General features: G+C 52.2%; 23 protein-coding genes. 14 read left to right on the top strand and 9 right to left on the bottom strand.

The features are described from left to right. Positions 1–80: 80 nt before the first annotated feature. Positions 81–1799 carry an FAD-dependent oxidoreductase gene (locus J2I46_RS13545; RefSeq protein WP_207329564.1) on the bottom strand — a complete coding sequence of 573 codons (1719 nt, stop codon included), beginning with the start codon at positions 1797–1799 and terminating at the stop codon, positions 81–83. Positions 1800–1911: 112 nt separating this feature from the next. Beyond that, on the bottom strand, positions 1912–2547 hold the full coding sequence (locus J2I46_RS13540) for a gluconate 2-dehydrogenase subunit 3 family protein (protein ID WP_207329563.1): 636 nt from the start codon (positions 2545–2547) through the stop codon (positions 1912–1914). A 239-nt stretch (positions 2548–2786) separates the two neighbouring features. On the opposite strand from J2I46_RS13540, the gene J2I46_RS13535 reads away from it, so the two are divergent. Then, positions 2787–3308, top strand: a complete 522-nt coding sequence (locus tag J2I46_RS13535; RefSeq protein ID WP_207329562.1) for a dihydrofolate reductase — start codon at positions 2787–2789, stop codon at positions 3306–3308. 56 nt (positions 3309–3364) lie between these two features. Here J2I46_RS13535 and greA read toward each other — a convergent pair whose 3' ends face one another. Then, complete coding sequence (gene greA, locus J2I46_RS13530; protein WP_207329561.1) at positions 3365–3838, bottom strand: transcription elongation factor GreA; 474 nt, start codon at positions 3836–3838, stop codon at positions 3365–3367. Between the two features lie 358 nt (positions 3839–4196). On the opposite strand from greA, the gene fmt reads away from it, so the two are divergent. The 3 genes from fmt to J2I46_RS13515 all read left to right on the top strand — a co-directional run bounded on the left by fmt (position 4197) and on the right by J2I46_RS13515 (position 7153). Beyond that, positions 4197–5120 carry a methionyl-tRNA formyltransferase gene (gene fmt / locus J2I46_RS13525; protein WP_229379742.1) on the top strand — a complete coding sequence of 308 codons (924 nt, stop codon included), beginning with the start codon at positions 4197–4199 and terminating at the stop codon, positions 5118–5120. Between the two features lie 151 nt (positions 5121–5271). Then, positions 5272–6264 (top strand): NAD-dependent epimerase/dehydratase family protein, encoded by a 993-nt coding sequence (locus tag J2I46_RS13520; protein ID WP_207329560.1) that lies wholly within the window; start codon positions 5272–5274, stop codon positions 6262–6264. Then, on the top strand, positions 6248–7153 hold the full coding sequence (locus J2I46_RS13515; RefSeq protein ID WP_229379741.1) for an SDR family oxidoreductase: 906 nt from the start codon (positions 6248–6250) through the stop codon (positions 7151–7153). The genes J2I46_RS13520 and J2I46_RS13515 overlap by 17 nt, the downstream gene beginning before the upstream one ends. Positions 7154–7278: 125 nt before the next feature. Here J2I46_RS13515 and J2I46_RS13510 read toward each other — a convergent pair whose 3' ends face one another. Next, a complete protein-coding gene (locus J2I46_RS13510) occupies positions 7279–8526 on the bottom strand; it encodes a TCR/Tet family MFS transporter (protein WP_207329558.1) in 1248 nt (415 codons plus the stop codon). Between the two features lie 85 nt (positions 8527–8611). Between J2I46_RS13510 and J2I46_RS13505 the strand changes: the two genes are divergently transcribed. The 3 genes from J2I46_RS13505 (at position 8612) to J2I46_RS13495 (ending at position 10853) form a co-directional block, all read left to right on the top strand. Next, the gene (locus J2I46_RS13505; protein ID WP_207329557.1) at positions 8612–9073 is read left to right on the top strand and encodes a DUF2721 domain-containing protein; all 462 of its coding nucleotides are present in this window, start codon (positions 8612–8614) and stop codon (positions 9071–9073) included. 125 nt (positions 9074–9198) lie between these two features. Then, positions 9199–9945 (top strand): proteasome-type protease, encoded by a 747-nt coding sequence (locus J2I46_RS13500; RefSeq protein ID WP_207329556.1) that lies wholly within the window; start codon positions 9199–9201, stop codon positions 9943–9945. A 74-nt stretch (positions 9946–10019) separates the two neighbouring features. Then, positions 10020–10853: a transglutaminase family protein gene (locus J2I46_RS13495; protein WP_207329555.1), complete on the top strand. Its 834-nt coding sequence runs from the start codon at positions 10020–10022 to the stop codon at positions 10851–10853. A 56-nt stretch (positions 10854–10909) separates the two neighbouring features. Here the strand turns inward: J2I46_RS13495 and J2I46_RS13490 are convergent, their stop codons facing one another. Next, positions 10910–11245, bottom strand: coding sequence for a translation initiation factor (locus J2I46_RS13490; protein WP_207329554.1), 336 nt, complete (start codon positions 11243–11245; stop codon positions 10910–10912). Between the two features lie 55 nt (positions 11246–11300). Between J2I46_RS13490 and J2I46_RS13485 the strand changes: the two genes are divergently transcribed. After that, positions 11301–12722, top strand: coding sequence for a DUF4932 domain-containing protein (locus tag J2I46_RS13485; protein WP_207329553.1), 1422 nt, complete (start codon positions 11301–11303; stop codon positions 12720–12722). A gap of 11 nt (positions 12723–12733) precedes the next feature. Here J2I46_RS13485 and J2I46_RS13480 read toward each other — a convergent pair whose 3' ends face one another. Beyond that, on the bottom strand, positions 12734–13612 hold the full coding sequence (locus J2I46_RS13480; protein ID WP_207329552.1) for a diacylglycerol/lipid kinase family protein: 879 nt from the start codon (positions 13610–13612) through the stop codon (positions 12734–12736). Between the two features lie 136 nt (positions 13613–13748). Here J2I46_RS13480 and J2I46_RS13475 point away from each other — a divergent pair, with 136 nt between their 5' ends. The 5 genes from J2I46_RS13475 to J2I46_RS13455 all read left to right on the top strand — a co-directional run bounded on the left by J2I46_RS13475 (position 13749) and on the right by J2I46_RS13455 (position 18923). Continuing rightward, complete coding sequence (locus J2I46_RS13475) at positions 13749–14192, top strand: YybH family protein (protein ID WP_207329551.1); 444 nt, start codon at positions 13749–13751, stop codon at positions 14190–14192. 110 nt (positions 14193–14302) lie between these two features. Further along, complete coding sequence (locus tag J2I46_RS13470; RefSeq protein WP_207329550.1) at positions 14303–14752, top strand: lipocalin family protein; 450 nt, start codon at positions 14303–14305, stop codon at positions 14750–14752. 88 nt (positions 14753–14840) lie between these two features. Continuing rightward, on the top strand, positions 14841–17906 hold the full coding sequence (locus J2I46_RS13465; RefSeq protein ID WP_207329549.1) for an FAD-binding and (Fe-S)-binding domain-containing protein: 3066 nt from the start codon (positions 14841–14843) through the stop codon (positions 17904–17906). Positions 17907–18056: 150 nt separating this feature from the next. Beyond that, positions 18057–18623, top strand: coding sequence for a hypothetical protein (locus tag J2I46_RS13460; RefSeq protein ID WP_207329548.1), 567 nt, complete (start codon positions 18057–18059; stop codon positions 18621–18623). An 81-nt stretch (positions 18624–18704) separates the two neighbouring features. Further along, entirely contained in the window at positions 18705–18923 is a 219-nt protein-coding gene (locus J2I46_RS13455; RefSeq protein ID WP_207329547.1) for a hypothetical protein, read from the top strand. A 21-nt stretch (positions 18924–18944) separates the two neighbouring features. Here J2I46_RS13455 and mog read toward each other — a convergent pair whose 3' ends face one another. Next, entirely contained in the window at positions 18945–19469 is a 525-nt protein-coding gene (gene mog / locus J2I46_RS13450) for a molybdopterin adenylyltransferase (RefSeq protein WP_207329696.1), read from the bottom strand. A gap of 115 nt (positions 19470–19584) precedes the next feature. On the opposite strand from mog, the gene J2I46_RS13445 reads away from it, so the two are divergent. Beyond that, the gene (locus J2I46_RS13445; RefSeq protein ID WP_445451886.1) at positions 19585–19722 is read left to right on the top strand and encodes a DUF2256 domain-containing protein; all 138 of its coding nucleotides are present in this window, start codon (positions 19585–19587) and stop codon (positions 19720–19722) included. 98 nt (positions 19723–19820) lie between these two features. Here the strand turns inward: J2I46_RS13445 and J2I46_RS13440 are convergent, their stop codons facing one another. Both J2I46_RS13440 and J2I46_RS13435 read right to left on the bottom strand, forming a co-directional pair. Further along, positions 19821–21512: an IPT/TIG domain-containing protein gene (locus J2I46_RS13440; protein ID WP_207329695.1), complete on the bottom strand. Its 1692-nt coding sequence runs from the start codon at positions 21510–21512 to the stop codon at positions 19821–19823. A gap of 60 nt (positions 21513–21572) precedes the next feature. After that, positions 21573–24443, bottom strand: coding sequence for a TonB-dependent receptor (locus J2I46_RS13435; RefSeq protein WP_207329545.1), 2871 nt, complete (start codon positions 24441–24443; stop codon positions 21573–21575). Positions 24444–24482 lie beyond the last annotated feature (39 nt).

The following is a 24482-nucleotide window of genomic DNA, read 5'->3' as shown; positions in this document are numbered from 1 at the left end:
AATAAGTCTATTGTCATATAAAAAACATCGCCCAAGCCATAAGTAATGGCTTGGGCGATGAACCACATGGGGCGGTTTGTCTACAGATTCTGCTTCTTGAGCTCTTTTACGGCAAAATCAGCGGCACGGGCTGTAAGTGCCATATACGTCAGCGATGGGTTCACACATGACGCAGAGGTCATTGCAGCACCGTCAGTAACGAATACATTTTTCACCGCGTGAATCTGGTTATTCGCGTTCAGGACCGACGTTTTCGGATCACGGCCCATGCGTGCTGTTCCCATCTCGTGAATACCAATGCCAAGGTGTTTCGATTCGTCGTTGTAACCGCGTACATTTTTCAGACCCGCAGCTTCCAACATCTCAACGGCATCGTTCATCATGTCTTTGCGCATCTTCTTCTCGTTTTCTCCATATGCAGCGTCGAAAACGATCTGTGGTAGTCCCCACCGGTCTTTCTTATCCGGCGACAAGGTCATGCGGTTATTCGGGTCGGGCAGCACTTCACCGAAGCCCCCAATGCCAAAATTCCAGGGGCCAGGCTTGGTCAGATCTTCCTTAAAGTCAGCACCAAAGCCCTCGACACCAACGCCCCGGTTCCAACCGGACCGGCTGGCACCACCCTGATAGCCGAAGCCACGCAGGTAGTCGCGTTTATCGCCATCCCAGTTACGGTAACGGGGTATATAAACGCCATTTGCCCGGCGACCATAGTAATATTGATCTTCCAGCCCGTCAAAGTCGCCGGAGGCGCCTACGCCGAGGTGGTGATCCATGATATTACGACCTAGCTGATCTGAATCATTACCCATTCCGTTGGGGAACCGGCTCGACTTCGAATTCATCAGGATGGATGTACTGCCAAACGCCGATGCATTCACAAAGATGATCTTGGCGTAATATTCACGAACGGCCAGTGTGTTCTGATCAATGATACGAACGCCTGTAGCCCGGCCCTTCTTCTCATCGTACAATACCTCCGAAACGATCGAATCAGGACGTAGCGTCAGTCGGCCGGTGGCCATTGCAGCGGGCAGTGTAGACGACTGTGTACTGAAATACGCACCGAATGGGCAACCACGCATACATTGGTTCCGATACTGACAGGCAGCGCGGCCCAGGTTAGTGTGAACCGCTTTCGGGTCGGTCAGGTGAGCCGTACGACCCATTGTAATGTGCCGCTTGCCAAATGCTTTCTCTACACGGGCTTTCACTTCCTTCTCCACGCAGTTCATCTGCATGGCAGGCAGGTAATTGCCATCTGGCAATACGCTGAGGCCATCCTTCGAACCACTGATACCGGCAAACCCTTCTACGTATGTGTACCAGGGTGCCAGGTCTTTATACCGGATAGGCCAGTCAACACCAACGCCTTCTTTGAGGTTGGCCATGAAGTCTTCTTCGTTATGACGGTAGCTCTGACGACCCCACATCAGCGAACGCCCCCCCACATGATACCCCCGAATCCAGTCCATCGGACGTTTTTCGATGTATGGGTTCAGGGAGTCATTTTCGAAATGATGACGCCACTCTTCATTGGCCGTGTAACCGGTGCGCATGTTGGCCCAGTATTCTTCGGCCGCCTGCGTAGTAATTCGCCCCCGGTGCGGAAAATCCCAGGGATTGTTGGTAGCTGTTGTGTAGCCCTCAACGTGTTTAATGTCGCGGCCGCGCTCCAGCATCAGAACTTTTAATCCTTTCTGAGTCAGTTCTTTTGCGGCCCAGCCACCTGATATACCCGACCCAACCACGATTGCATCGTAGGTCATGTCTTTCTGAGCGTCGATATTGAGATTCATAGAGAAATCAGTTTACAGTCTTCTGTTTACTGTTTTCAGTTGCGCTGCTTTATACTGTGCCCTGACTAGGCGAAGCAACAGTAAACAGAAAACTGTAAACAGTAAACTGGTTTTAAATTGCCCAGGCTTTCTGACCTGGTTTCAAAGGAACACACCCATCGTACCGGCCCGGAATAGCCACATACTCAAGTGCCTGCGTAGCACCAATTTCAGACGTGAAATAGCCCATCAGCGTCAGATCTTTCAGCATGGCGAAGAATGGCGTTACGTTACGCTTTTCGGCCGCAATCTGCACGTCCTGCTGGCCAGCTACTGCACGGGCTGCAGCCGATTTCTGCTGTTTGGCGTCGGCTTCCAGTTTTTTCACCAACTCAATCTTCTGATTGTTGTCGAGTTGCGAAAACGCTTTGCCGTAGCTATCCTGACTCATTTTCTGCGTCATGGTCAGGCCATCGATAAACACTTTCTGATCGGCAGGCTTGTAGCAGTCTTTCAGAACAACATCTATGATCTCATTTACCTTGGCGGCTTTAGCACCTGGCGTACTGGTTGTAGGAATAATTACATCGGCCAGATCGGCCACGAGAGCATCCTGGTCGGCCGTGAAAAGAACGGGCTTGCCCGTTGCTAGTCGTTGAGCCGCCGAAGCCTCAAGCGTTTCGGCCAACGCGGATGAGCCAAGAGCGGGCAACGTCATTGTCGCACCAACCATTGTAGCCACCCGCAACAGGGCGTCGCGTCTGTTCATAGGAGAAAGAAGTTAGAATACAGTATAAAAACGTTCTAAAGGAACACAAATGTATATAATTACAAGAGGGAATTGGACGGTTTAACAAAGATTCAATGCACCATTTTTCAGTCATTTACCTGTTCGGCGAATGGCCTTATCTGAACCATACGTACCTGGGTTGTCGTATGGCGCAGCAAGGCTATTAAGCTACATATAACCGGCAGGCCGTACTTTTACCCAGACGATAGTAATACCTTATGACAATTAGCCTTATTGCCGCAATGGCGCAGAACCGGATCATCGGCCATGATCGTCCCGATGGTCGCCCTGATCTTCCCTGGCATCTTCCCGACGACTTTGCCTACTTCAAACAAAAAACCAGCGGTCACGCCATTATCATGGGGCGTAAGTCGCTGGATGCATTGGGTAAGCCGTTACCCAAACGGACAAACATCGTGATTACCCGTAACCCTGATTTCTGGGTAGATGGTGTACTGGTGGTGAATACGCTGGAAGCCGCCTTAGAAGCTGCCCGTCAGGCCGAAGCTTCTCATGAACAACCGGAGTTGTTCGTTATTGGCGGAGCCGAAATTTATGCGCTGGCCCTACCGATAGCCGATCGCATTTATTTGACCGAAGTTCATCGTGCCTACAAAGGCAACGCGTCGTTCCCAGAGTTCGACAAAACGGTATGGCACGAAATCAGCCGACACCCTCACCCCGCCGACGAGCGCCACGAAGCCGCATTCGATTTTGTGGTATATGAAAGGGAGTCGTAAGTCAATAGTTGGCTGACGCAAGTTTACTCGAACGTCAGCCAACTATTGACTTATGACTACCGACTAATTTCCAGTACTTCGAATTCGATTTTGCCAGCGGGGACGGTTATTTCGGCGGTTTCGCCTACTTTTTTACCGAGCAGGCCTTTGCCGATGGGCGAGCCAACCGAAATACGGAATTGCTTCAGATCGGCTTCTTCTTCCGACACCAGCGTATAGGTGACCTCAGCACCCGTTTTCTTGTTTTTGATCTTCACATGCGACAGCACTGACACAATCGACGTATCGATGGATGACTCGTCGAGCAGACGTGCGTTGGCAACCACCTCTTCAAGTTTCGAAATCTTCAGTTCATGTAACCCCTGCGCATCTTTCGCCGCATCGTACTCGGCATTTTCGCTGAGGTCACCTTTGTCACGTGCTTCGGCAATCTGATGGGCAATTGCTGTACGACCTTTGGTTTTCAGATCGTTCAGTTCGGCTTTGAGGCGGTTTAAGCCCTCTTCGGTGTAATAATTAATCTTAGACATAATATGCTGGTGTCTTTTACATAGACAATCATCTCCGACTACTGAACTACCGTCAGAGGCAACTATTGGTAACATTCGTTGTAGACAGTCATCATAGACCGGAGTCGCAGACGAGCGTCATGGACAAAAAAAAGAACGGCCCACCGACCGTTCTGCAACAAGTTTGTTTGTTTTGCAGCCTGTCAGAAGAACCAACCTTTAATGATGTGTGCGCGTTGTTGTCGCATCGGGTTGAGATGGCGTTTAGACAAATGTACGACTTCGAACCGGCCTTTGTCAACACACCCCTGTCGGTTTCTACAAAACACGAAAACGGGTCTGTGACAACCAGGTCTCAACGTACCTAGAAACGAATACTATGAGCAACGAATTACGCATTGTGTTTATGGGCACCCCCGATTTTGCGGTGGCCACCCTTCAACGCCTTATCAATGGCGGCTGCCAGGTGGTAGCCGTGATCACCGCCCCAGACAGGCCGTCGGGGCGCGGTCTACAGTTGGTACCTTCACCCGTAAAAAAAGCAGCTATTGAGGCCGGGTTACCCGTGTTGCAACCCGAAAAACTGCGCGACCCGGCTTTTCTGGCTGAGTTGGCCAATTATAATGCTGACCTGCAGGTTGTGGTGGCATTCAGAATGTTGCCTGAGGTTGTCTGGGCCATGCCCCGCATAGGTACGTTCAACCTGCATGCGTCGAAGCTCCCTCAATACCGGGGGGCAGCGCCTATCAACTGGGCCATCATCAACGGTGAAACAGAAACGGGAGCTACCACTTTTTTCATCGAAAAAGAGATCGATACGGGGCAAATGATTTTTCAGGAAACTGAGCCAATTCATGCCGATGATACCGCAGGTACGTTGCACGACCGCCTGATGATACACGGGGCCGATCTGGTGTTCCGAACAGTACAGGCTATTGCAGCCGGAACGTACCCACGAACGCCCCAGCCCAATGCCGACGACCTTAAACCCGCGCCAAAGCTCCACCGCGAAACCACGGAAATTAACTGGAATCAGCCGGCAGTAAATGTCCGAAACTTTGTGCGGGGTCTATCGCCCTACCCAGCGGCCTGGACCATGCTAAATGGAAAGTTCTACAAGATTTATTCGGTGTCGGTAGCTAACGAAAGTCCCTTCGATGCGGAGCCGGGGCAAGCCTATACCGATCATAAAACAAAGCTGCTCGTACGTGCCGCCGACGAATGGTTGATGGTCAATGAACTTCAGGCAGAAGGCAAACGCCGAATGCTGGTCAGCGATTTCCTGCGCGGCAATACGATCTAAGTCAGGATTAATCGTAAGTCGATAGTCGCGCTGCTTGACCACCTGGTTGAGATGAGCATGAGCAGCGCAACTATCGACTACTGACCTATGACTGATTTAATCCAATTCCCCTCATTTCCCGTACTTACCAAAACGTTTAATAGTCAGCTTATTGAGCAACACGATTCTTTTAACGGGTGCCAACGGGTTCCTGGGAAGCCACATTGCCCGTGAACTGCTGGCACGCAGGTACGTTGTCAGGGCGCTGGTGCGGCGGGGTAGCAGCCGGTCTACCCTAGCTGGATTACCCATTGACTTCATCGAGGGAGACATTTGTCGGCAAAACGATCTGCTCCGGGCAGCAGACGGCTGTGCGGGCGTGATTCACGCGGCGGCGTTGGCGCAGGTCAATCCGGCACGGAATGTCGCCGTGTGGGAAGTGAACAAAACCGGCACCGAGCATGTGCTACAGGCTGTAAAACAGCATGGGATACGCAGGCTTGTCTATGTTGGCACGGCCAATGTATTTGGCTTTGGTACCAGAGAACAGCCGGGAGATGAGCAGCAGCCATACTCCGGGCAACGCTACGGCGTCGATTATATGGACAGTAAGGTAGCAGCTACTGAGTCGGTAAAACTGGCTGTTCATAGAGATAACGTACCTGCCATTATGGTTCATCCGTCGTTTCTGGTTGGTCCGCTTGATAGTAAACCTACGTCGGGGGCTATGTTGCTTGCCGTGGCCCGACGTCAGCTACCGGGATATACGATGGGTGGAAAGAATTTCATTCACGTACGCGACGCCGCCATTGGTACGGTCAACGCGCTAACGATGGGGAGTATAGGTGAGTCGTATATTCTGGGAAACGAAAACCTTACGTATCGCCAAGCGTTCACCTTAATGGCACAGGTTGCCGGGGTACAGCCACCACGGCTTTCGCTGTCGCCAGGTCTGACACGGCTTTACGGGCAGTTCAACGACTGGCTGGCCACACTCACGGGCAAACACGCACAAGTAACGTTGCCAATGGCACTGATTGCCAACGACGGACACTATTTCTCGTCGCAAAAGGCGATCAACGAACTCAACTTACCGCAGACACCGATTCGGGAAGCGCTACAGGAAGCGTATGACTGGTTCACCGCGCATGGATACGTATATTGACAAACCTTCTTCAACAGGCACTCTGCCTGGCAACCAAGCAAACGGGCCGATCAGGGAACGTACCTGGCCGTTGCCAACTGGTCCGTTTGGCGGCAAAGTGGCCTTAATTACAGGTTCAGAATCAGGAATTGGTCGGGAAACGGCCCGCGAACTGGCGCGTCAGGGGGCCTGCGTGATGTTGAATGGCCTGCGACCCGATCGCCTCGCCGAAACACTGGGTACGTTCACAGAAGCCGGGTACGTTGCCGAAGCCTGTGTGGCTGATGTAACGAAGGTCGACGAATGCCAACGACTGATCGATGAGACGATTTTGGCTTTCGGAAAACTCGATATACTGGTGGCTAACGCCAGTATATCCATGCGGGCCTATTTCAACGACCTTGATGTCGATGTGTTCCGGGCTGTTTGTGACAGCAATATTTACGGAACCGTGTATCCACTCAAAGCCGCGCTTCCTTATCTGCGAGCCACGAAGGGCTGCGTGACGTTTGTCTCCTCCATCTCGGCGTTGAATGGGATTCCCAGCGGATCGGCCTACTGCGCGGGGAAAGCGGCCGTAAGTAATCTGGCCCACACGCTCCGGCTCGAGTGGCATAAAACGGGCATGCACGTGGGGGTCATTCACCTCGGCTTTACGGCCAACGACCCAGAAAAACGGGTATTCGCGGCCCACGGCGAACCGGTTCCGCTGGCGCACCGACCACCCCGCTGGCAGATGACACAACAACAGGTAGCTCAGGCCATTACCCGCCATATTCGCCGCCGCCGTGCCAACACGGTTCTTACGGGCATGGGCAAATTAAACGCTACACTTAGCCGGTTCTTCCCCGGCCTGGTCGACTGGATTGTACTCCTCAGCATGAAGCTCAGGCCGGAACTGTACGAGTAGGTTGATCGGATGACTGGTTGAGTGTGTAATTGGTTGATTGGTTGGCTGGCTGATTGATCAGCCTACCTAACGTCTGTCAGCTATTTATAGGCATTATTCAATGAACCAGCCAACCAATTACCCAGCTACTCATTCACCACTTCCTCCACCTTATATCGTGGCTGGACGTAGTCTTTCAGGGCACTGATGGTAAAGCCAATGGCGATGAGCGTGCATACGCCGCCGGCCATGTAGGGTGCACCCGGGAAATAGATGGGTGCGCCGGGTTTGGTGAAATACGCAAACAGGTTAGTCATCAACACCGGGCTCACAATGGCCGTCAGACTCATCAGGCTGGTCAGCGCACCCTGCAGTTCGCCCTGCTCGTTTGGTGGCACCTGCCCGGAAATGATACCCTGAATGGCTGGTCCGGTAATGCCGGCAAACGAATAGGGAACAATCAGGGCAAAGGCCATCCAGCTTTCGTTGGCGAAAGCAAATCCCAGAAAACTGAATACGTAGACGATCATGCCCAGAAAAACCGACCGTTTCTGGCCAATCTTCGGAATAATGAGACGGATCAAACCACCCTGCACAATGGCCACGGCCAACCCGATAAGGCCCAGCGAAATGCCGACCATCTTGATATCCCAGCCAAAGCGTAGCATGGTAAAGTAACCCCATACTGATTGCATTACCTGCCCGGCAATGTACAGGAAAGCCAACGCGATAATCATACCTAGCAACGAGCGGTACCGACGAAGAGCGCGAAATGAACCCACCGGATTAGCCCGCTTCCAGCTAAAGGCGCGCCGGTTTTCGAGTGATAATGATTCGGGCAAGACGAAATAACCATACAACCAGTTCAGAAGCGACAGAACCGACGCGGCGTAGAACGGTGCCCTGATTCCGTAGCTGCTAAACAGGGCACCAAGCGTTGGGCCAATAATAAAGCCCAGCCCGAAAGCCGCGCCAATCAGCCCAAAGTTCTGCGCCCGTTTTTCGGGAGTACTGATATCGGCAATGTAGGCGCTGGCCGTGGTGAAACTGGCACCACAGATACCAGCCGCAATACGAGCGAAAAACAGCCAGCCAATCGTGGGCGAATAGGCCGACACCAGGAAGTCGAGGCCAAGACCAAACAGAGAAACCAGCAAGACAGGCCGACGGCCATACTGATCGCTGAGGCCACCCAGAATAGGCGCACAGACGAACTGCATGGCAGCATAGGCAAACGTGAGCCAGCCACCATATTGAGAGGCCACGCTCAGGCCTTCGCCCGTTAGCTCTTCAAGCAGTTTGGGAACTACCGGCACAATCAACCCGATGCCGATGCAGTCGATGAGAACCGTGATGAAAATGAAAATTAACGCTGGGCTACGTTTCTCAGACATATAGTTGTACGCATGTTGAACAAAGGCCGCAAGTTACGACGTTTCGACAGGTAGTCAGTGGCTATTGCCCATCGACAGCTTTATTATGGAACTCACGATCAGCACACCAGCATTACTTTTTTCAACTGTTTCCCTTCTGATGATTGCCTTCACCAATCGGTTTCTGGCCATTGCCAGTCTGATTCGCGACCTGCACGACAAATTCCGCACGAACCCCGAAACGGTTTACGTTGATCAGATCAAAAACCTGCACCGGCGTCTTAGGCTGATTCGTAACATCCAGATTATGGCTGTGTTGAGCCTGTTGGTCAGTGCCGTCTGCATGGCGCTCATCTACTGGGGAAAGCCGCTAATTGCCAGCTATCTGTTCGGTCTGGCGCTGGTTCTTCAAATATCCGCGTTGGTTATTTCTGTTCTGGAAATATCCATTTCGATCAATGCCCTGCAAATTGAACTCAGCGATATGGAGAAAGAACTGGGGCATCGCCGCTTCGATCTGTTCGCCCTCCGATCTCGCTCAGCAGCCACCCCCGATACACCAGAATAACTATATTAGAACTTATTCTAGCGGCTTAGTTATACCCTTCACAGGCAGATAAACCCGTCCTGTTGGAAAGGCTCAATGGGAAAACGGTTTATATTTGCCCATTACACATCTCCCTCGCGGCTCTAATGACGTATTGCTTAGGAATTAAAGTAAAATCAGGTCTGGTAGCTATTGCCGACACACGCCTAACGTCGGGTACTGAAGTTTCCACCAACCGAAAGATCACCGTCCACGAGGTCAAGAATCATTCGCTGTTCATTATGACCTCGGGCCTGCGGTCGGTACGCGACAAGGCCATCACGTATTTCCGCGAAGTGCTTGCCGAACAGGATCAGACATTCAATAAGTTATACAAGGCCGTCAACGCTTTTGGCGAGCAGGTCAAACGAGTTGCCGCCGAAGATAAGGAGTCGATTCAGGCGGCGGGGATGAACTTCAACCTGAATGCCATTGTGGGTGGCCAACTCCAGGACGACGAGGAGCACAAGCTGTTTCTGTTATATCCGGAAGGTAACTGGGTAGAAGTTGACTCGGGCTCACTCTTCAAGATCATTGGCAATTCCGGATACGGCAAACCTTTGTTATTCAGAAACTTAAATTACGAGGCCACCCTTCAGGAAGCCTTAAAGATCGGCTTTCTGGCTTTCGATGCCACCCGTGTCAGCGCCAATGATGTTGACTACCCGCTGGATGTGGTGGTATATACGAAAGACAGTTTCCACATGACCGAACACCGGCTGGAGAAAGACGACATGGACGAAATTTCGCATCAGTGGAGCGCATTGCTCAACAATTCGGTGCGTCGCCTGCCTACCTACTGGATGGATCCCATTTTTGAAAAAGTAGCAGTAAGCAGCGGTGATGGGCAATAGCCAGACCGTATCAATTAGCCACCACTGCTGTAGTTAGTAACGACTGCCAGTGCTCACTGCCAACTCTATACTCTATGCGCCTTACTGTCAGGCATCAACTGCGATACCAGTACGACCAGCCGGTCGTTCTTCAGCCGCATATGCTCTATCTGTATCCGCGCACATACCCGTATCAGCGGCTGCAACACTACGAGCTAACGATCGACCCTGTGCCATCTAAAGTGGTGCGGAATGTAGATGTAGAGGGGAACGTTCAGCAGTTGGTGTACTTCAGCGGGCCAACCAACCACCTGCATATTACGGCCGAAATTGAAGTTGATTCAGAACCGTTCAATTCGCTCGATTTTGTCCTCTTCCCGTTTGAAGCACAACGGGTTCCCCTGAAATACCCCGCCCAGGTACGTCCGTTACTTGAAACGTACCTGACCCGCGAAGGCGTAACGCCGGCCATCGAAACGTGGGCACGGCAATTAGCCGCTGGCGTTGGCTGGCAAACGGTCCCGTTCCTGATTGCGCTGAACAACGCCATCCGGCAGTTTACGTATGCTACCCGCGAAGAGGGTGCACCTTACCCACCCGAACAGACACTTCTGGAGCAGCGCGGTTCATGCCGCGACTACACCACGCTTTTTATGGCTGCCTGCCGAAGCCTTGGCCTAGCAGCCCGGTTCGTAAGCGGTTACCTCTTCGGGTCAGCCCAACAGGAGCATCAACTCCATGCCTGGGCTGAAGTGTATCTGCCTGGCGCAGGCTGGCGTGGCTTCGACCCAACGGAGAATAGCGTAGTCGTCAATAACCACGTTTTTCTGGCTTCGTCGGCCCGCGCTGAACTGACAGCCCCCGTAAGTGGCACCTTCACCGGCAAAGCCAATTCTGTGCTCGAAGCCGACGTACGCATTAAGAATTAAGCATTGCTCCGCTATGGAGCATCCCTTAACGAAGCCATTCTTAATTCCTACTTTCCTTACCCTCCCGCTTTTTTGGCGCCGTATTTTTTGCCCGTCAGGTACGTCAGGATTTTGTCGCGGTGGTCGCCCTGTATCTGAATTTCGCCGTCTTTAACAGTGCCACCCGTCCCACAGCTATTTTTAAGCTGTTTCCCCAGATCGGCCAGATCGGCGTCTGTACCAATAAACCCCCGCACGGCCGTAACCACTTTACCGCCGCTGCGGCGGTCGAGCCATACTTTCAACTGCTGCTGCTGTGGCGGCAGCGTGTCGGCAGCAGGGGCGTCATCGCTTTGGTATTCGTGGTCGGGATTCGTTGAATAGACGATGCCCGTGTAGTTTTTCTTGCTCATAATTTATACGTTGTCGACGCGTTTATCTACTTATAAAAACCTCAACCTCTTGTCTATGCAGTGTCTTATTACTCTCTTTTTTATACTGGTCGGCTTACTTCCAAGATATGCGGAGGCACAGGATGGCATTAAAACGCAAACATATCCCAAGGCATTACAATTAAAAAGTCAACAATTTTCAGTGCGTGCCTCTAACTCGTCAGCACCTTATTCACTCACAGCAGTAGTTGGCGACACTGTAGACTTAGGCAACGATGGCTATCCAGGGGCCTATGCAATAGTATCGACTGGACAGGATAGTGTGCGAATCAATTACACAAATCTCCCATATGGCCAGCGAATCTATATACCATTGATTACACCTGCTGGTAAGGCCACGTACCGGCTCCGGTTCAACGGTGTGCCCGGTCAGTTCACCGACGAATACGTACGACAACATACCGATAAGGAAGAGTTTGAAATTCCGGAAGTGTATGAGCTAGCCAATATTCTCTGGGTATTATCAGCGCATGGAGAAAAGAATACGACCTTACCTAAATCAGGTCCTTATTATGAGCAGGTTGTCGCTCATTTCAAGCCTTTTATCAACCATCCCGTTTTTGCTTTAATTAATCAGATTGCTGGTAATTATAGCAACTATTACGATTTCCGCGAAAACAGCTATGCCTACCACTTCGAGGGTAACAAACTCATTTGGACAGGCCCTCATTATTATGTTATGGGCAATGACAACGTCACGTTCAATAGCTTGTTTAGGCAGCTTGCGCTCAAAATCGAGGATTTCGCCAAACAATCGGGTTACCGTGCTTTTTATAAAAGCCATCAGCCTTACTATCAGCAATTAATGAATCAGCAAAAAAAGCTGATGCCTGTTCGTACAATGTGGACTTGGCTGGAAGCACGCTTTCCACAACGTTTTAGCTGTTATCGGGTTGTCTTCTCGCCACTGATTGGTGGTTCGCACAGTACGCAGCAATATGGTCGGTTCTTAGATGGCAAATGGTACAAAGAAGCAATCATGTTTGTCAATGGCCCGTCCGATTATCTGAATCAGGCAGGATTAACCGATCAACAACGGCAAGGGGTAGCTTCAGGAATTGTATTTACGGAGATTGATCATAATTACGTCAATCCTACTACATCGCGTTTCAGAAGTCGGGTTGACTCTATTTTTTCTAAGCGAGCCGTCTGGACAAAATCGGGCGGCGATACAGAGAGTTATGGTACGCCACAAAGTGTATTCAACGAATACATGACCCACGCCTTATTCTGTTTATACGTTAGCGATCAGTACGATCCGCAAACAGCAGCTTATGTTATAGACCGGCGTGAAAAACTGATGGTAGATCGACGGAATTATATTCGGTTTCGGGAATTCACTCAGAAGTTGACTGAGTTATATGCTGTCCGTAAACCAGACCAACCTATTGCCGCCCTCTACCCCGCCCTGTTAGATTGGGCCAAAAGCATACAGTAGATGTCACTCAATTACATCAATACTAATAAACTACCGGGCAACACGCGAACGGTACACGTGTCTCCAGCAAGCGTTAGTGGTTCGCCATCGGCATGGGCCAGCAGCGGTGCGTTGCTCTGAATGGTGGCGTTCTGCATTCGCTGCCCTGACCAGTAGGCCGAACGATTCAGCGATTTTCGGAACAATTGCCAGCCAATGACGCTCGCCATGTGCGCCGGAAATGGCTTCAGTTGACACAAGTCTAATTTCCCGTCGGCAATATTGGCATTAGGCGCAATCCAGGCGTTATTACCAAACTGGGCTGCATTGGCGGCAGTCAGCGAAAACAGCGGACCGGTTTCTTTCCCATCAACCAGATACTCAGCGGGTTTGTAACTCCAGAACGACCTGTAGGCCGTTTTGATGTATGTCTGTAACCCTCGGGTGGGCTGTTTAGCAAATTCATGAGCCACATAAGCTTCAAACCCCAGCCCTGCCGTACAGAAAAATGGATGGTCGTTCAGCTCACCGCTATCGATCAGAACGGGTTTGCCGGCCAAGGCACGCTCTGCCGCTTTCTGCGGATTCATGGGCAGGCCGAGGTGCCGCGCCAGGCCATTTCCAGAACCCATTGGCACAATACCCAGCGCAGTGGCGGTTTGACGAAGTGCCCGGGCAGTTTCATTGATGGTGCCATCGCCCCCCATAACCAGCACCCGGCGAATGCCGCGCTGCACCGCCTGAGTAGCCAGTTCTGTGGCCTGCCCCGCACGGGTGGTCGTGACAATCTCGGCATGGTAGGCCTGCCGGTTGGCTTCGGCAGCAATGAATGCTCGTAACCCCTCTCTCTGAGCAAGTGGTAACGTACCTGATAAGGGATTGATAATAACGAGCAGATCGATGTTGGGCATTAATCAGGCGAAAAAGAGGAACATTAGGGCAATGAATACGAGTATAAACACATAATACCACCCGTCGGAGAAGATATAGGGCTTATATTCCCGATAAAAATTTCGTAGCCAGTTCATTCAGCAAAGTTCGCCAAAAATGAGACACTTCCGTTTTCTTATCCTTCTATCTGTACTGGTGCTAGGCAGCACAACGGGTACGTTCGCCCAGACGGCAACCGACAGGCAGGCCATTCTGGGTACGTTGAAGCGCCAAACCGACGATTGGAACGCCGGCCGGGTGGAGTCATTCATGAACGGATACTGGCCATCTGACTCGCTGACGTTTGTGGGAAAAGCCGGCATTACGTATGGGTATGACGCTACACTGGCCAATTATAAAAAACGCTACCCCGACCGGGAAAGTATGGGTACGTTGGCGTTTACCATATTGAAGGTTGAGTTTCCGGGCAAAAATGTGGCATATGTGATTGGCAAATGGCACCTGACCCGCCCTAAGGTTGGTGATGCCGGTGGACATTTCACGTTGCTGTGGGAAAAGAAAAAAGGCCGTTGGGTCATCGTCAGCGATCATTCATCGTAAGCGCCAGCGACCTTTTACTAACCCGTTAGTCAGGGCAGTTGGGCAATACTGTCAATTCGCCTTTCTTCACATCGTCGTTTTTATCTCACCAAGCCACACGACGTACACATATGAATGCCCTGTTGATCATTCTTGGTTTAGCCATCAGTTTTCCCACCATGGCCCAGTCTGTTGTCGGAACCTGGAAACGAACGAGCGCACTGATTACCTACAAGAATGGTAAGACCATGGACGTTCAGCCAATGCTGGAGCAGGGCACTCCCTGCACCAGCAAGATCACGTACAATTTCACGGCGGCGGGTGTTCAGAAAACCGTAGTCCCCCCGGGTTGTATGCAGGAAATGTCGGCTCAGGCAGCCCTGTTTGCCGATGCCCGTTACACAGTGACCGGCAGCAGCATCAAGATCATATCGCCCAACGCAAAGCTGAGCCCTGATGTTACGTATAGCCTTTCACTGACGGGTAGCACCATGACCTGGGTAATGAACTTCGCCGATTTCCCCACGATGCCAAACCCAGGCAAGGCCAAGTCTATGACCTTTACCTACAAACGATTATAACGCCCGCGAGTGCCATTACGCGCCTGATTGGCAAAAAGCGGGCAACGGGCTTCGGCCTGCATTTACCGTATGGTCGTATCTTTAACGTATGATTACCACGACGCCCACCCTGCCATTTAGCAGCCTTAAGCATTCGTTTGAGGGTGAATTGTATTTCAACCAGTCGCCCGAGCATCAGGCGCAGCTGACGCTGTACGCCACCGACGCCTCTGTTTATCAGGAAATGCCTGTGGCGGTGGCTATTCCGCGCACGGTTGAAGACATAAAGCGGCTTGTACGGTTCACTAAAGCCAACAGCCAGCTTACGGCGCCGCTCGGGCTTATTCCCCGCGCCGCAGGTACGTCGCTGGCCGGGCAGGTAGTAGGTAACGGCATCGTGGCCGACATTGGTACCTACTTCGATAAGGTATTGGAAATTAACGCCGCCGAACGCTGGGTACGTGTACAGCCGGGCGTTATCCGCGACGACCTGAATGTGGTTCTGAAACCATATGGTCTGATGTTTGGCCCCGAAACGTCAACGGCCAGCCGGGCCATGATTGGCGGCATGATCGGCAATAATTCGTGTGGTCTTCATTCCATCGTCTGGGGCACTACTCGAGATCATCTGCTCGAGGTGCGGGCCGTGCTATCAGATGGTGCTGAAGTGACATTCGGGCAGTTGACTCAGGCAGAATTCGAGGCAAAATGCCGGGGCGAAAACGTCGTTAGCCCGCTCGAACAGCAAATCTATCAGACGTTCCATGCCTGGCTCACCAATCCGGTTATCTGCCAGCAGATTCGTGCCGGCTACCCAAATCCCGCCGTTAGCCGACGTAACACCGGCTACGCCCTGGATGCGCTGGTGGCAGGATTTACCCCGGCCCCTTCCCTGAAAACAGGGGCGGGGAGCCGCACTACAGTAGCTTCGCTTGAAAGCGGAGTATTACTCCCCTCCCCTGTTTTCAGGGAAGGGGCTGGGGGTGGGGTAAACATCGCTCACCTTATTGCCGGGTCTGAAGGAACACTTTGCTTCATTACCGAGGCGAAACTGAACCTACTGCCGCTTCCTCCTGCCCACGTGGGGCTGGTTTGTGCTCATTTCGAAACGTTACGGCAATCGCTGGAGGCAAATCTGGTGGCGCTTGAGCATCAGTGCCATGCCTCAGAGTTAGTAGACGACTATATTCTGCAACTGACCAAAACCAATATTGAGCAGGCAAAAAACCGGGCGTTTGTGGAAGGTGATCCCAAGGCCGTATTGATGGTCGAGTTTTTTGGTCAGACCGAGCAGGAAGTGACAGACCGAACGGGGCAATTTGTGAATGCCTTGCGGGCGAAACAGCTTGGTTATGCCTACCCGGTACTGGTTGGCGATGACACCAAAAAACCGTGGGCATTGCGCAAGGCCGGGCTAAGTATCATGTACAACGTACCTGGCGACGAAAAACCCGCCAACGTGATCGAAGACTGCGCCGTTGCGCCCGCTGATTTGCCTGATTACATCGATGAGTTAACGGTTATGGCCAAAGAAAACCACGGCCTTGATCTTGAATATTCAGCTCATGCCGGGGCCGGCGAGCTACACGTGTTACCACTGATTAATCTGAAGACCACGCCCGGCCGCGAAACCTTCCGGGCGTTGCTGCGCGATACGGCTCAACTGGTAAAAAAATATGGAGGCTCCCTCTCTGGCGAACATGGCGATGGTCGGCTTCGGGGCGAGTTCATCGCCTATATGCTCGGTCCCGAAAATTATCAGCTTTGCAAAGACGTAAAGGCACTCTGGGATCCGCAGAACCTGTTCAACCCCGGCAAGGTAGTCGACAGCCCGCCGATGAACGAACACCTGCGCTACCAGGCCGACATCGTTATTCCGCAACCTAAAACCATTTTTGATTTCAGCGCAGCCGGTGGCCTGCTCGAAGCTACTGAAAAGTGTTCGGGTTCCGGCGACTGCCGGAAAACCCATTTTTCGGGCGGGACCATGTGCCCCAGCTACATGGCTACCCGCCGCGAACACGACACCACCCGCGCCCGCGCCAATATGCTCCGGCACTTTTACACGGGTAATGGCGTAAATGAAGCCGAAGTAAACGATGTGCTCGACCTCTGCCTGTCGTGTAAGGCCTGCAAGGCAGAATGCCCCAGCAGCGTAGATATGACCCGGATGAAAGCCGAGTTTACGCAACAGGTTCACGATGAAAAAGGCATTCCGATCCGGGCCAGACTTGTTGGCAATTTCACTCGGTTAATGAAACTTGCGAGCTACGTACCCTGGGCCTATAACGGCATCTACAACACGCCCGCGCTCCGCCGCATGGCCAACCGGCTCGTTGGTTTCCACCCCGACCGGACCATGCCGCATCTAGAGAAGTTTACTGTCTTCAGTTTACTGTCTTCTGTTGCTCCTCCGTGTAGCAGCGCAACAGAAGACAGTAAACTGAAGACAGTAAACTTGTTTATTGATGAATTCACCCGGTTCAACGATGGATCTGTTGGTGAGAAAGCGGTGAAATTAATGCAGGCGCTGGGCTATTCTGTGCTAGTGCCGAAGACGGAAGAAAGCGGCCGAACGTACCTGTCGAAAGGGTTTGTCCGCGAAGCGAAGGAATTGGCCGTTCGTAATGTACTGGCGCTACGTAATCGCATTTCAGCCGATAAGCCGCTGGTTGGTCTGGAGCCTTCGGCCATTCTGACGTTCCGTGATGAATATCCAGACCTGGTTCCAGACGAATTGAAGGCCGACGCTCGCCGGATTGCCGAACATACGTACCTGCTGGAAGAATGGATAGCCAATGAAGCCGATGCCGGGCGTATTTCATCCAGCCAGTTTACAACGGAGGCCCGCACGGTGAAGCTTCATGGGCACTGCCATCAGAAAGCCCTTTCGCTCATCAGCCGATCGGTCGATGCCTTATCATTACCCGCCAACTACACGGTTGACCTCATTCCGTCGGGGTGTTGCGGCATGGCTGGCTCGTTTGGGTATGAAAACGAACATTACGATCTATCGATGCAGATCGGTGAACTAGTGCTTTTCCCAGCCGTACGTGCCGCCAAAGCCGGGGTAATAGTAGCCGCGCCGGGTACGTCCTGTCGTCATCAGATCAAGGATGGAACTGGCCGATCAGCCTACCATCCGGCCGAGATTCTTTTCGATGCACTGAAGTAACTATGCTGCATTGGGGAGCCTCACACATGGCTACATATTAATTTTTACATTTTTTCGACATTTCCCTCAGTGATTCCTAACAACTTAGGAAACCAGCGCGTTATGTATGCATCAATCGATTAAATCGATAGAGATAACCAACTTAACGTCATGAAGAAGATAACGATCCTGGGTGCGCTGCTCATAGCTGGCTTAACCCTCAACGCAAACGCGCAAACAACGCCTACGACTGTACCATCTACCGTACCGTCGACACCGGCAGGAATGCCACAGACTGGTACGCCAGGCACAACGGGTACGCCAACAACAAACGGGACGTACAATAACTCAACGAACCCGACCACCACAGGTACGTATCAGACGCAGCCAGGCGCTTCGTCTACCAACGGGACAACGTACCCGCAGGGCCAGAACCCAACGGCTTATCCACAGGGTACAACCCAGAGCGGACAGATGCGGAACGGTACTATGCAGAGTGGTACAACACAGAGCACTACCACAAACGGCACGTATTCAACGCAGTCTGACCGGACAATGCGGAACGGACAGACGCAGAACTCAAACCGGACGCGCTCAACTGACCGTACAACTATGGATCAGATGGATACGAATCGGGGCACACGGAGTACGACACCAAACAGTCGTACGCGTAGCACCACACCAGGCACAACTGGTAGTGGCAGCACAACAACTCGCCCAAATTCAACTACTTATTAAGAGTAGGTTACTGGTAAAGGAATCATTTATCATATAACCGATGTTAAATAGTTCCTTTACTAGTTGTTACCAATTACATTAATGAATACGTTACTTCTGTTTTTAGGATTAACTTTTTCGCCATCCAGCGACTTAGCCGTACAACAACAACCTGTTCCGACCACGCGTCCGGCACAGCCCAAAAGTCGTACGACTTCGTCTCCGGTCGATACAATTGGCCGGCGGCGTGATCGGAAACCCCGGCCTGATTCGCTTCGGCGGGCTGGTGCTTCGCGCATCGATTCGGTGCGTCGTCGCTAAAGCTCAACGAGTTTTTACGCTTTATCCTTTCGGTCTGAAGACCGGCATCGTTGCCTCATTGGTGGTCAGGAATGATCCGCCAATGAGGTCAACGCAATATGGTATAGCCGGAAAAACAGCACTCAGGCACTGGCCGATTGCTTTGGGTTTACCTGGCAAATTTAAGATCAGGGTCTGGTTCCGTATGCCCGCCGTCTGCCTCGACAGAATGGCCGTAGGTACGTATTTCAGGCTTTCCTGGCGCATCAGTTCGCCAAATCCCGGCATCATTTTCTGGCAAACAGCTTCGGTCGCTTCGGGCGTTACATCGCGCAGGGCCGGCCCCGTACCACCAGTAGTTACCACCAGGCAGCAGCCTTCTCTGTCTGCCATCTCAATCATGGTTGCTTCAAGCTGATCCTGCTCATCGGGGATGACCCGATACACCGGCTCCCAGGGTGAAGTAAGCCATTCAGTCAGCAGGGCTACTACTGCTTTTCCGGGAATATCTTCATACACGCCCGCGCTGGCCCGATCAGACACATTGATAATACCGATCCGGGCAATTGCTGATTCATTGTTCATGTTGTAAAAGTAGCAGCCCCCGTTCTTCTTGTATAGTGTGTGAGGGTGCTTTACGCTTAAACTAACGCTGGCTGGTCAGGGTTAGGTACGTATGAAAATGCGTAAGAAATCAGAACTTCCCAGTAAGATCTGCCCCGTTTGCAATCGCCCGTTTGTCTGGCGCAAAAAATGGGAACGCGACTGGGATAACGTCATTTATTGCAGCGACCGTTGTCGTTCTGAGGGTAAAAAATAAAATACAAAAAAAGGCCGGGAGCATTGCTTCCGGCCTTTATTGCGACACCAATATGAATTAAAAAGGACGTAATGGCCGGGGACTTTGCCCCTGGCATACTAGTTGTAATTTGTGTTTTGCGGATCCCAGTTGGCCCAGCCCTGGGTCCAGTTCACGGTTCCAAAAGCGCCACGGAAAGTCTCTTTCGTGAAGAAGGCATCGGCCCCTTTGCCATCCCAAACGGCACCCGTCAACAAGGGAGAGCCTGTTTGTGGAAGGAAGTTCGGTGCCGTCAGGTTAAAGTTGGCGGAGTTCAACAATAGCGTAGCAACTTCCGACGATGGGATTACTTTATTGGCATAAGCTGTCGTGTTGAAGAATGCGATCGCGTCAGCAGTAGTAAGGCCATTAGCACCACGTACAACCGTAGTTGAGCTTGGAATTTCATCGTTTGCCAATACAATGCCGCGCAGTTGCAACGTACCTGCAGCCAGGTTAGCCGATGTTCCGGTTGCTGTTGTAGCACCGTTGTCTAGGCGCAATCCTTCCGGATAACCAGCCAGCATCGAGTTAAAAATGCTGATGTTTGTGTTGCGCCGCAGGTGCATGCCCGACTGGTAAGCACCGCTACCACCTGCCGTTACGGCTGATGAGGGGGTTCCGCTGAAGACGAAGTTGCTCATGTTGGCGAATACGGGCGACGTCAGTGGCAAACCGGCGTTAGGGCCAGTAGCAGGCAAACCAGTACCCGCGAAGTTATCAGATTCAAACCCGTTAGAGGCCGATTGGTCGGCTACGTTTGGGTCGCGAAGGGCAACACCATACTGTACTTTACCTGAATAGCCCCAGTCGGTATCCCAATCATCATCGAATCCGCGTAGGGCAATGATATTTTTCAGGTTCACCGTACCGCCAAACCATTCGTATGAGTCATCGCCCGAATACGACACCTGGATGTGGTCGATCGTGGTACCAGCGCCAACGCCATACATGGTCAGGCCATTGATTTCACTACCTGCCAGAAGCGCAATACCCGGGAACTCGATCCGCACATACTGCAACGTACCTGAGTTATCGTTCACGTCGCTATACGTACCTGTTGTACCTGAAATACCACCTTCAAAGGCCGTAGCACCCGGCTGATTGGTTGGTGCTTTACCAATCAGCACCACACCACCCCAGTCACCGTAGCCACGCTGACCAGCTGGCTTGTTGGATGTGAAAACAATTGGGTTAGTAGCTGTTCCGCGGGCGTCAATCTTGGCACCGGCTTCTATTATGAGCGTTCCTCCTTTCAGGGCACCCGTTGGATCTAAATCTTTTGTACCACCTTTGATAATTGTACCGGGCTGAATAGTCAACGTTACGCCAGATCTCACATACAGGAAACCGGCTATCAAGTAGACATTATCGGCAGTCCAGGTTTCGTTGGCGGTTACGCTGCCGGTTTTCGTGATGACAGCCCGTGTGCCGATCGAGAAGGTTTGTGAGCTAGCCACTTTCTGGCTGCCCGTTGCTACCGAAATAGCGCCATTTTGCGCACCGGCCGGCACACGTACAACCAGTTGGGTTGTTGACGCTGATATGATGTCGGCTACTGCCGAACCAAACGTTACGGTGTTGCTGGCAGGGGTAGCGTTGAACTGCGTTCCGGTGATCGTTACTGTTCCGTTGATGGGGGCCGTGGTTGGGCTAAAGCTGGTGATGCCCAACACCGGCGCGGGCTGGTCATCATTCTTACAGGCGGTGAACGCAATGGTGAGTCCGAAGAGGACGAGCAGTGCGTAGGCCAGTTTGCTTGCTACTTGCATGAGCATGTACGTATAGTTGATTGGTTAATTGAAAAGCATTGGCAGGCCCAACCACAGGCACTAAGGCACGATTACCCGGCGACCGAATGTGTAGATAACCGACGCTGTGTAGTAGCTACCGCGGCGAAACTTGCGGATATCCTGGTCAGCGTTGGGCGTTTGTGACGAAACATCGTTGCCGATTTTACCGTCACGGTTGAAGTCCTGCGAGAAACGGACGTATTGGTTCAGAATGTCCTGGATACCCAGCCGGATCTCTACCCGATTAGCAAACGTTCTGGTCAGATTGAGGTCAACTACGTGGCGGGGCATCTCGTAAACGGTTGGGTTACGAATGTTACCGACGGCGAAAATCCGCTGGCCAAACACGTTGTAGAGGATGTTACCCTGCCAGCCCGATTTAGGCGCAGCATAGTAGATACCCGCGTTGAACAGATAGGGCGACTGCCCGGCCAATGGCCGTTTGGCATCCGTAACACCCTGGTATTTCTGAATTTCACCACCCAGGTCAGGGGCCGTCACCACATCACCTACGTTTACCTGGCTCTTGATCAGCGACAGATTACCTACCACCGACACATTCTTCAGGAACTGGCTCGACGATTCGGTGAATCCTTTGCGCACCTCAATCTCCACGCCGTAATTCTGTGCCGATTGGGCATTGGTGAAAGTGTAGGCCAGACTGTTGGGCTGCAACAGCAGGAACGATTCGATGGGATTGATAAAATGCTTGTAGAAACCGGTCACCGAAATCAGTTCGCCCGATGTTGGGTAGAACTCCCATTTCGCGTCTACGTTCTGGATGGTGGCGGTTGTCAGCGTGGTGTTACCCCGAATATCGGCCAGCAGGTTGAAATCGTAATAATTGAACGGCGCTAACTCCCGGAACTCAGGCCGGTTAATGGTTGACGAGTATGCCAGACGAACGTTGGCACGGTCGGTGAGCTTATACGTCAGGTTGAGCGATGGCAGCGGGCTGAAAATCTTGTTCGACACCAGACGCGTGTCAACGCCATTGATGCTGGCCCGAAGGCTCTGGTCGTTGTATTCGCCCCGGAAACCGATGGTCAGGTTGGTGCGGCTACCGAAATACACATCTCCGCTAACGTATCCGGCATAGTAGCGATTGAAACCGCGGTATGAATCCAGATCACGCGTACCGTCGAGCATGGTCAGGCCGTTCGATCCGTTCACGTTTTGTGGCGAAAACACAGAGCCAATATCCTGGCCACGAACCGTTACGGCATTATCACCAATCGAGTTATAGCTGTAGAAACGGGCGGCAAAGTCACGGTCTTTCTGCTCGTAGTACACACCGGCTTTAATACGGTTTGGCTCACGGTCTGTTGGGTTACCGAAAGCATGTTCTATGTTGCCGACACCCGAGTACGAATATTCGTGAAGCTTGGAATTGAACCGCCCCACTTCATTGGCCGTGGGATCCTGTGGCGTAGCAATCGTGAACGGGTCGGTGGTGCCCATCGTGCGGATGTAACGGGCCCGCTTCCAGTCAGGCTCCCAGCGGCCCGTGTAGCCGAAGCTACCAATCCAGTTTACTTTCGTGAGGTCACTGATGGTATGCTCACCTGCCAGTTGCGTTGTCAGGATACTACGATTCTCAAAACGCTCTGAAATCGCCCGAACGTCGGAGTTATTAGCAATCTGCTGGCCAACCCGCTGTACGGTTTCGGTGGTGCTCAGTTGGTTGAACAGTGTTTTCCATTCCAGGTTGAAGAGTGGCGAAATCCGGGCCGACCAGTTGTGCAACACACCCAGGCGAGTGCCGCGAGCGTAAGTGGCGTCATTGTATTGCTGGGCCACCGAATTGGCGTTCACGTCGTTGTCATAGAGTTTTAACTCAACATTCGCGGCCTGATTGGTCATTGCGTAGTTAACGCTCGTCAGGTTGCTTACCCGCACGTTGCCCACATCGAACCGACGGCCGAAGTTCAGGGCCACGCGCATATCGGGCGACACCGTCATCGGTTGCAGTGCCCACGTATTCGGCAACAACTGCGCGTAGGCCGACCGTTGCAACGAGTTCAGACTATTGAAATCGGCAGCGCGCTCCGGGAAACTGCTCGGAATCTGCTGGTCGGCGCTCCAGAGGCCCAGCCAGTTCAGGCCACCCCGGCTATGCGACTGTACGGTTTCGCCCGTAGTACCACCGCGGTAGCCAAACGTAACACCCGCATCGAAGAAATTCTGTTCAGGACGGCGTTTCGTATAAATCTTGATAGCACCACCAGCAAAGTCGCCGGGTAGTTCGGCCAGACCGGTTTTGTATACGATCATCCGGTCGATGATGTTGCTCGGAACCAGATCGAATGAAAATGAGCGGGTATCCACTTCCGATGATGGTGTGATAACATCGTTGATGAGCACCGAATTGTACCGGGCGCCCATACCCCGGATCAGCACGAACCGGTTATCGACGATACTAACACCCGGCACGCGGCGGATGGCGGCGGCAGCGTCGCGGTCCTGTGATTTCTGAATTTGCTGAGCCGATACACCCACGGCCATTGCCTTGATCTGCTTGATCTCGGTCACAACAGCGATTTCGGTATTGGTTGTCCGGCCTGCTTTGACAACGACCTCCTGCAATTGTTGATTATCTTCAAGCAGATCAGTTTCCAGCACGGTGGCGTTTCCTGATTCGATCCTGACATTTGGAACCGACTTGGTTTTGTAGGATACGTAGCTGATCTGAACCGTATGGGTACCGGCAGGCACCTTACTCAGTTCAAACTGACCATTTACGTCAGTGCTGCCACCCATCGGCGTGGCTAAACCCATTATCTGCACGGTAGCTCCAATAATGGCTTCGTTGGTTTTTCCGTCGCGAATGGTACCTCGCAGGATACCCGTCTGGGAAAAGGCGCTCACTGACAAGCAGACAAGTGAGCAGATGAGTATTAGGTGTTTCATATTGGCGTTGATCCGTTTTCGAATCATGCCGCAAAACTA

It is taken from the genome of Fibrella forsythiae (assembly GCF_017353175.1).
Classification (GTDB): Bacteria; Bacteroidota; Bacteroidia; order Cytophagales; family Spirosomataceae; genus Fibrella; species Fibrella forsythiae.
The sequence above is the reverse complement of the archived record's forward strand: the minus strand, read 5'-3'. Positions and strand labels throughout refer to the sequence as shown.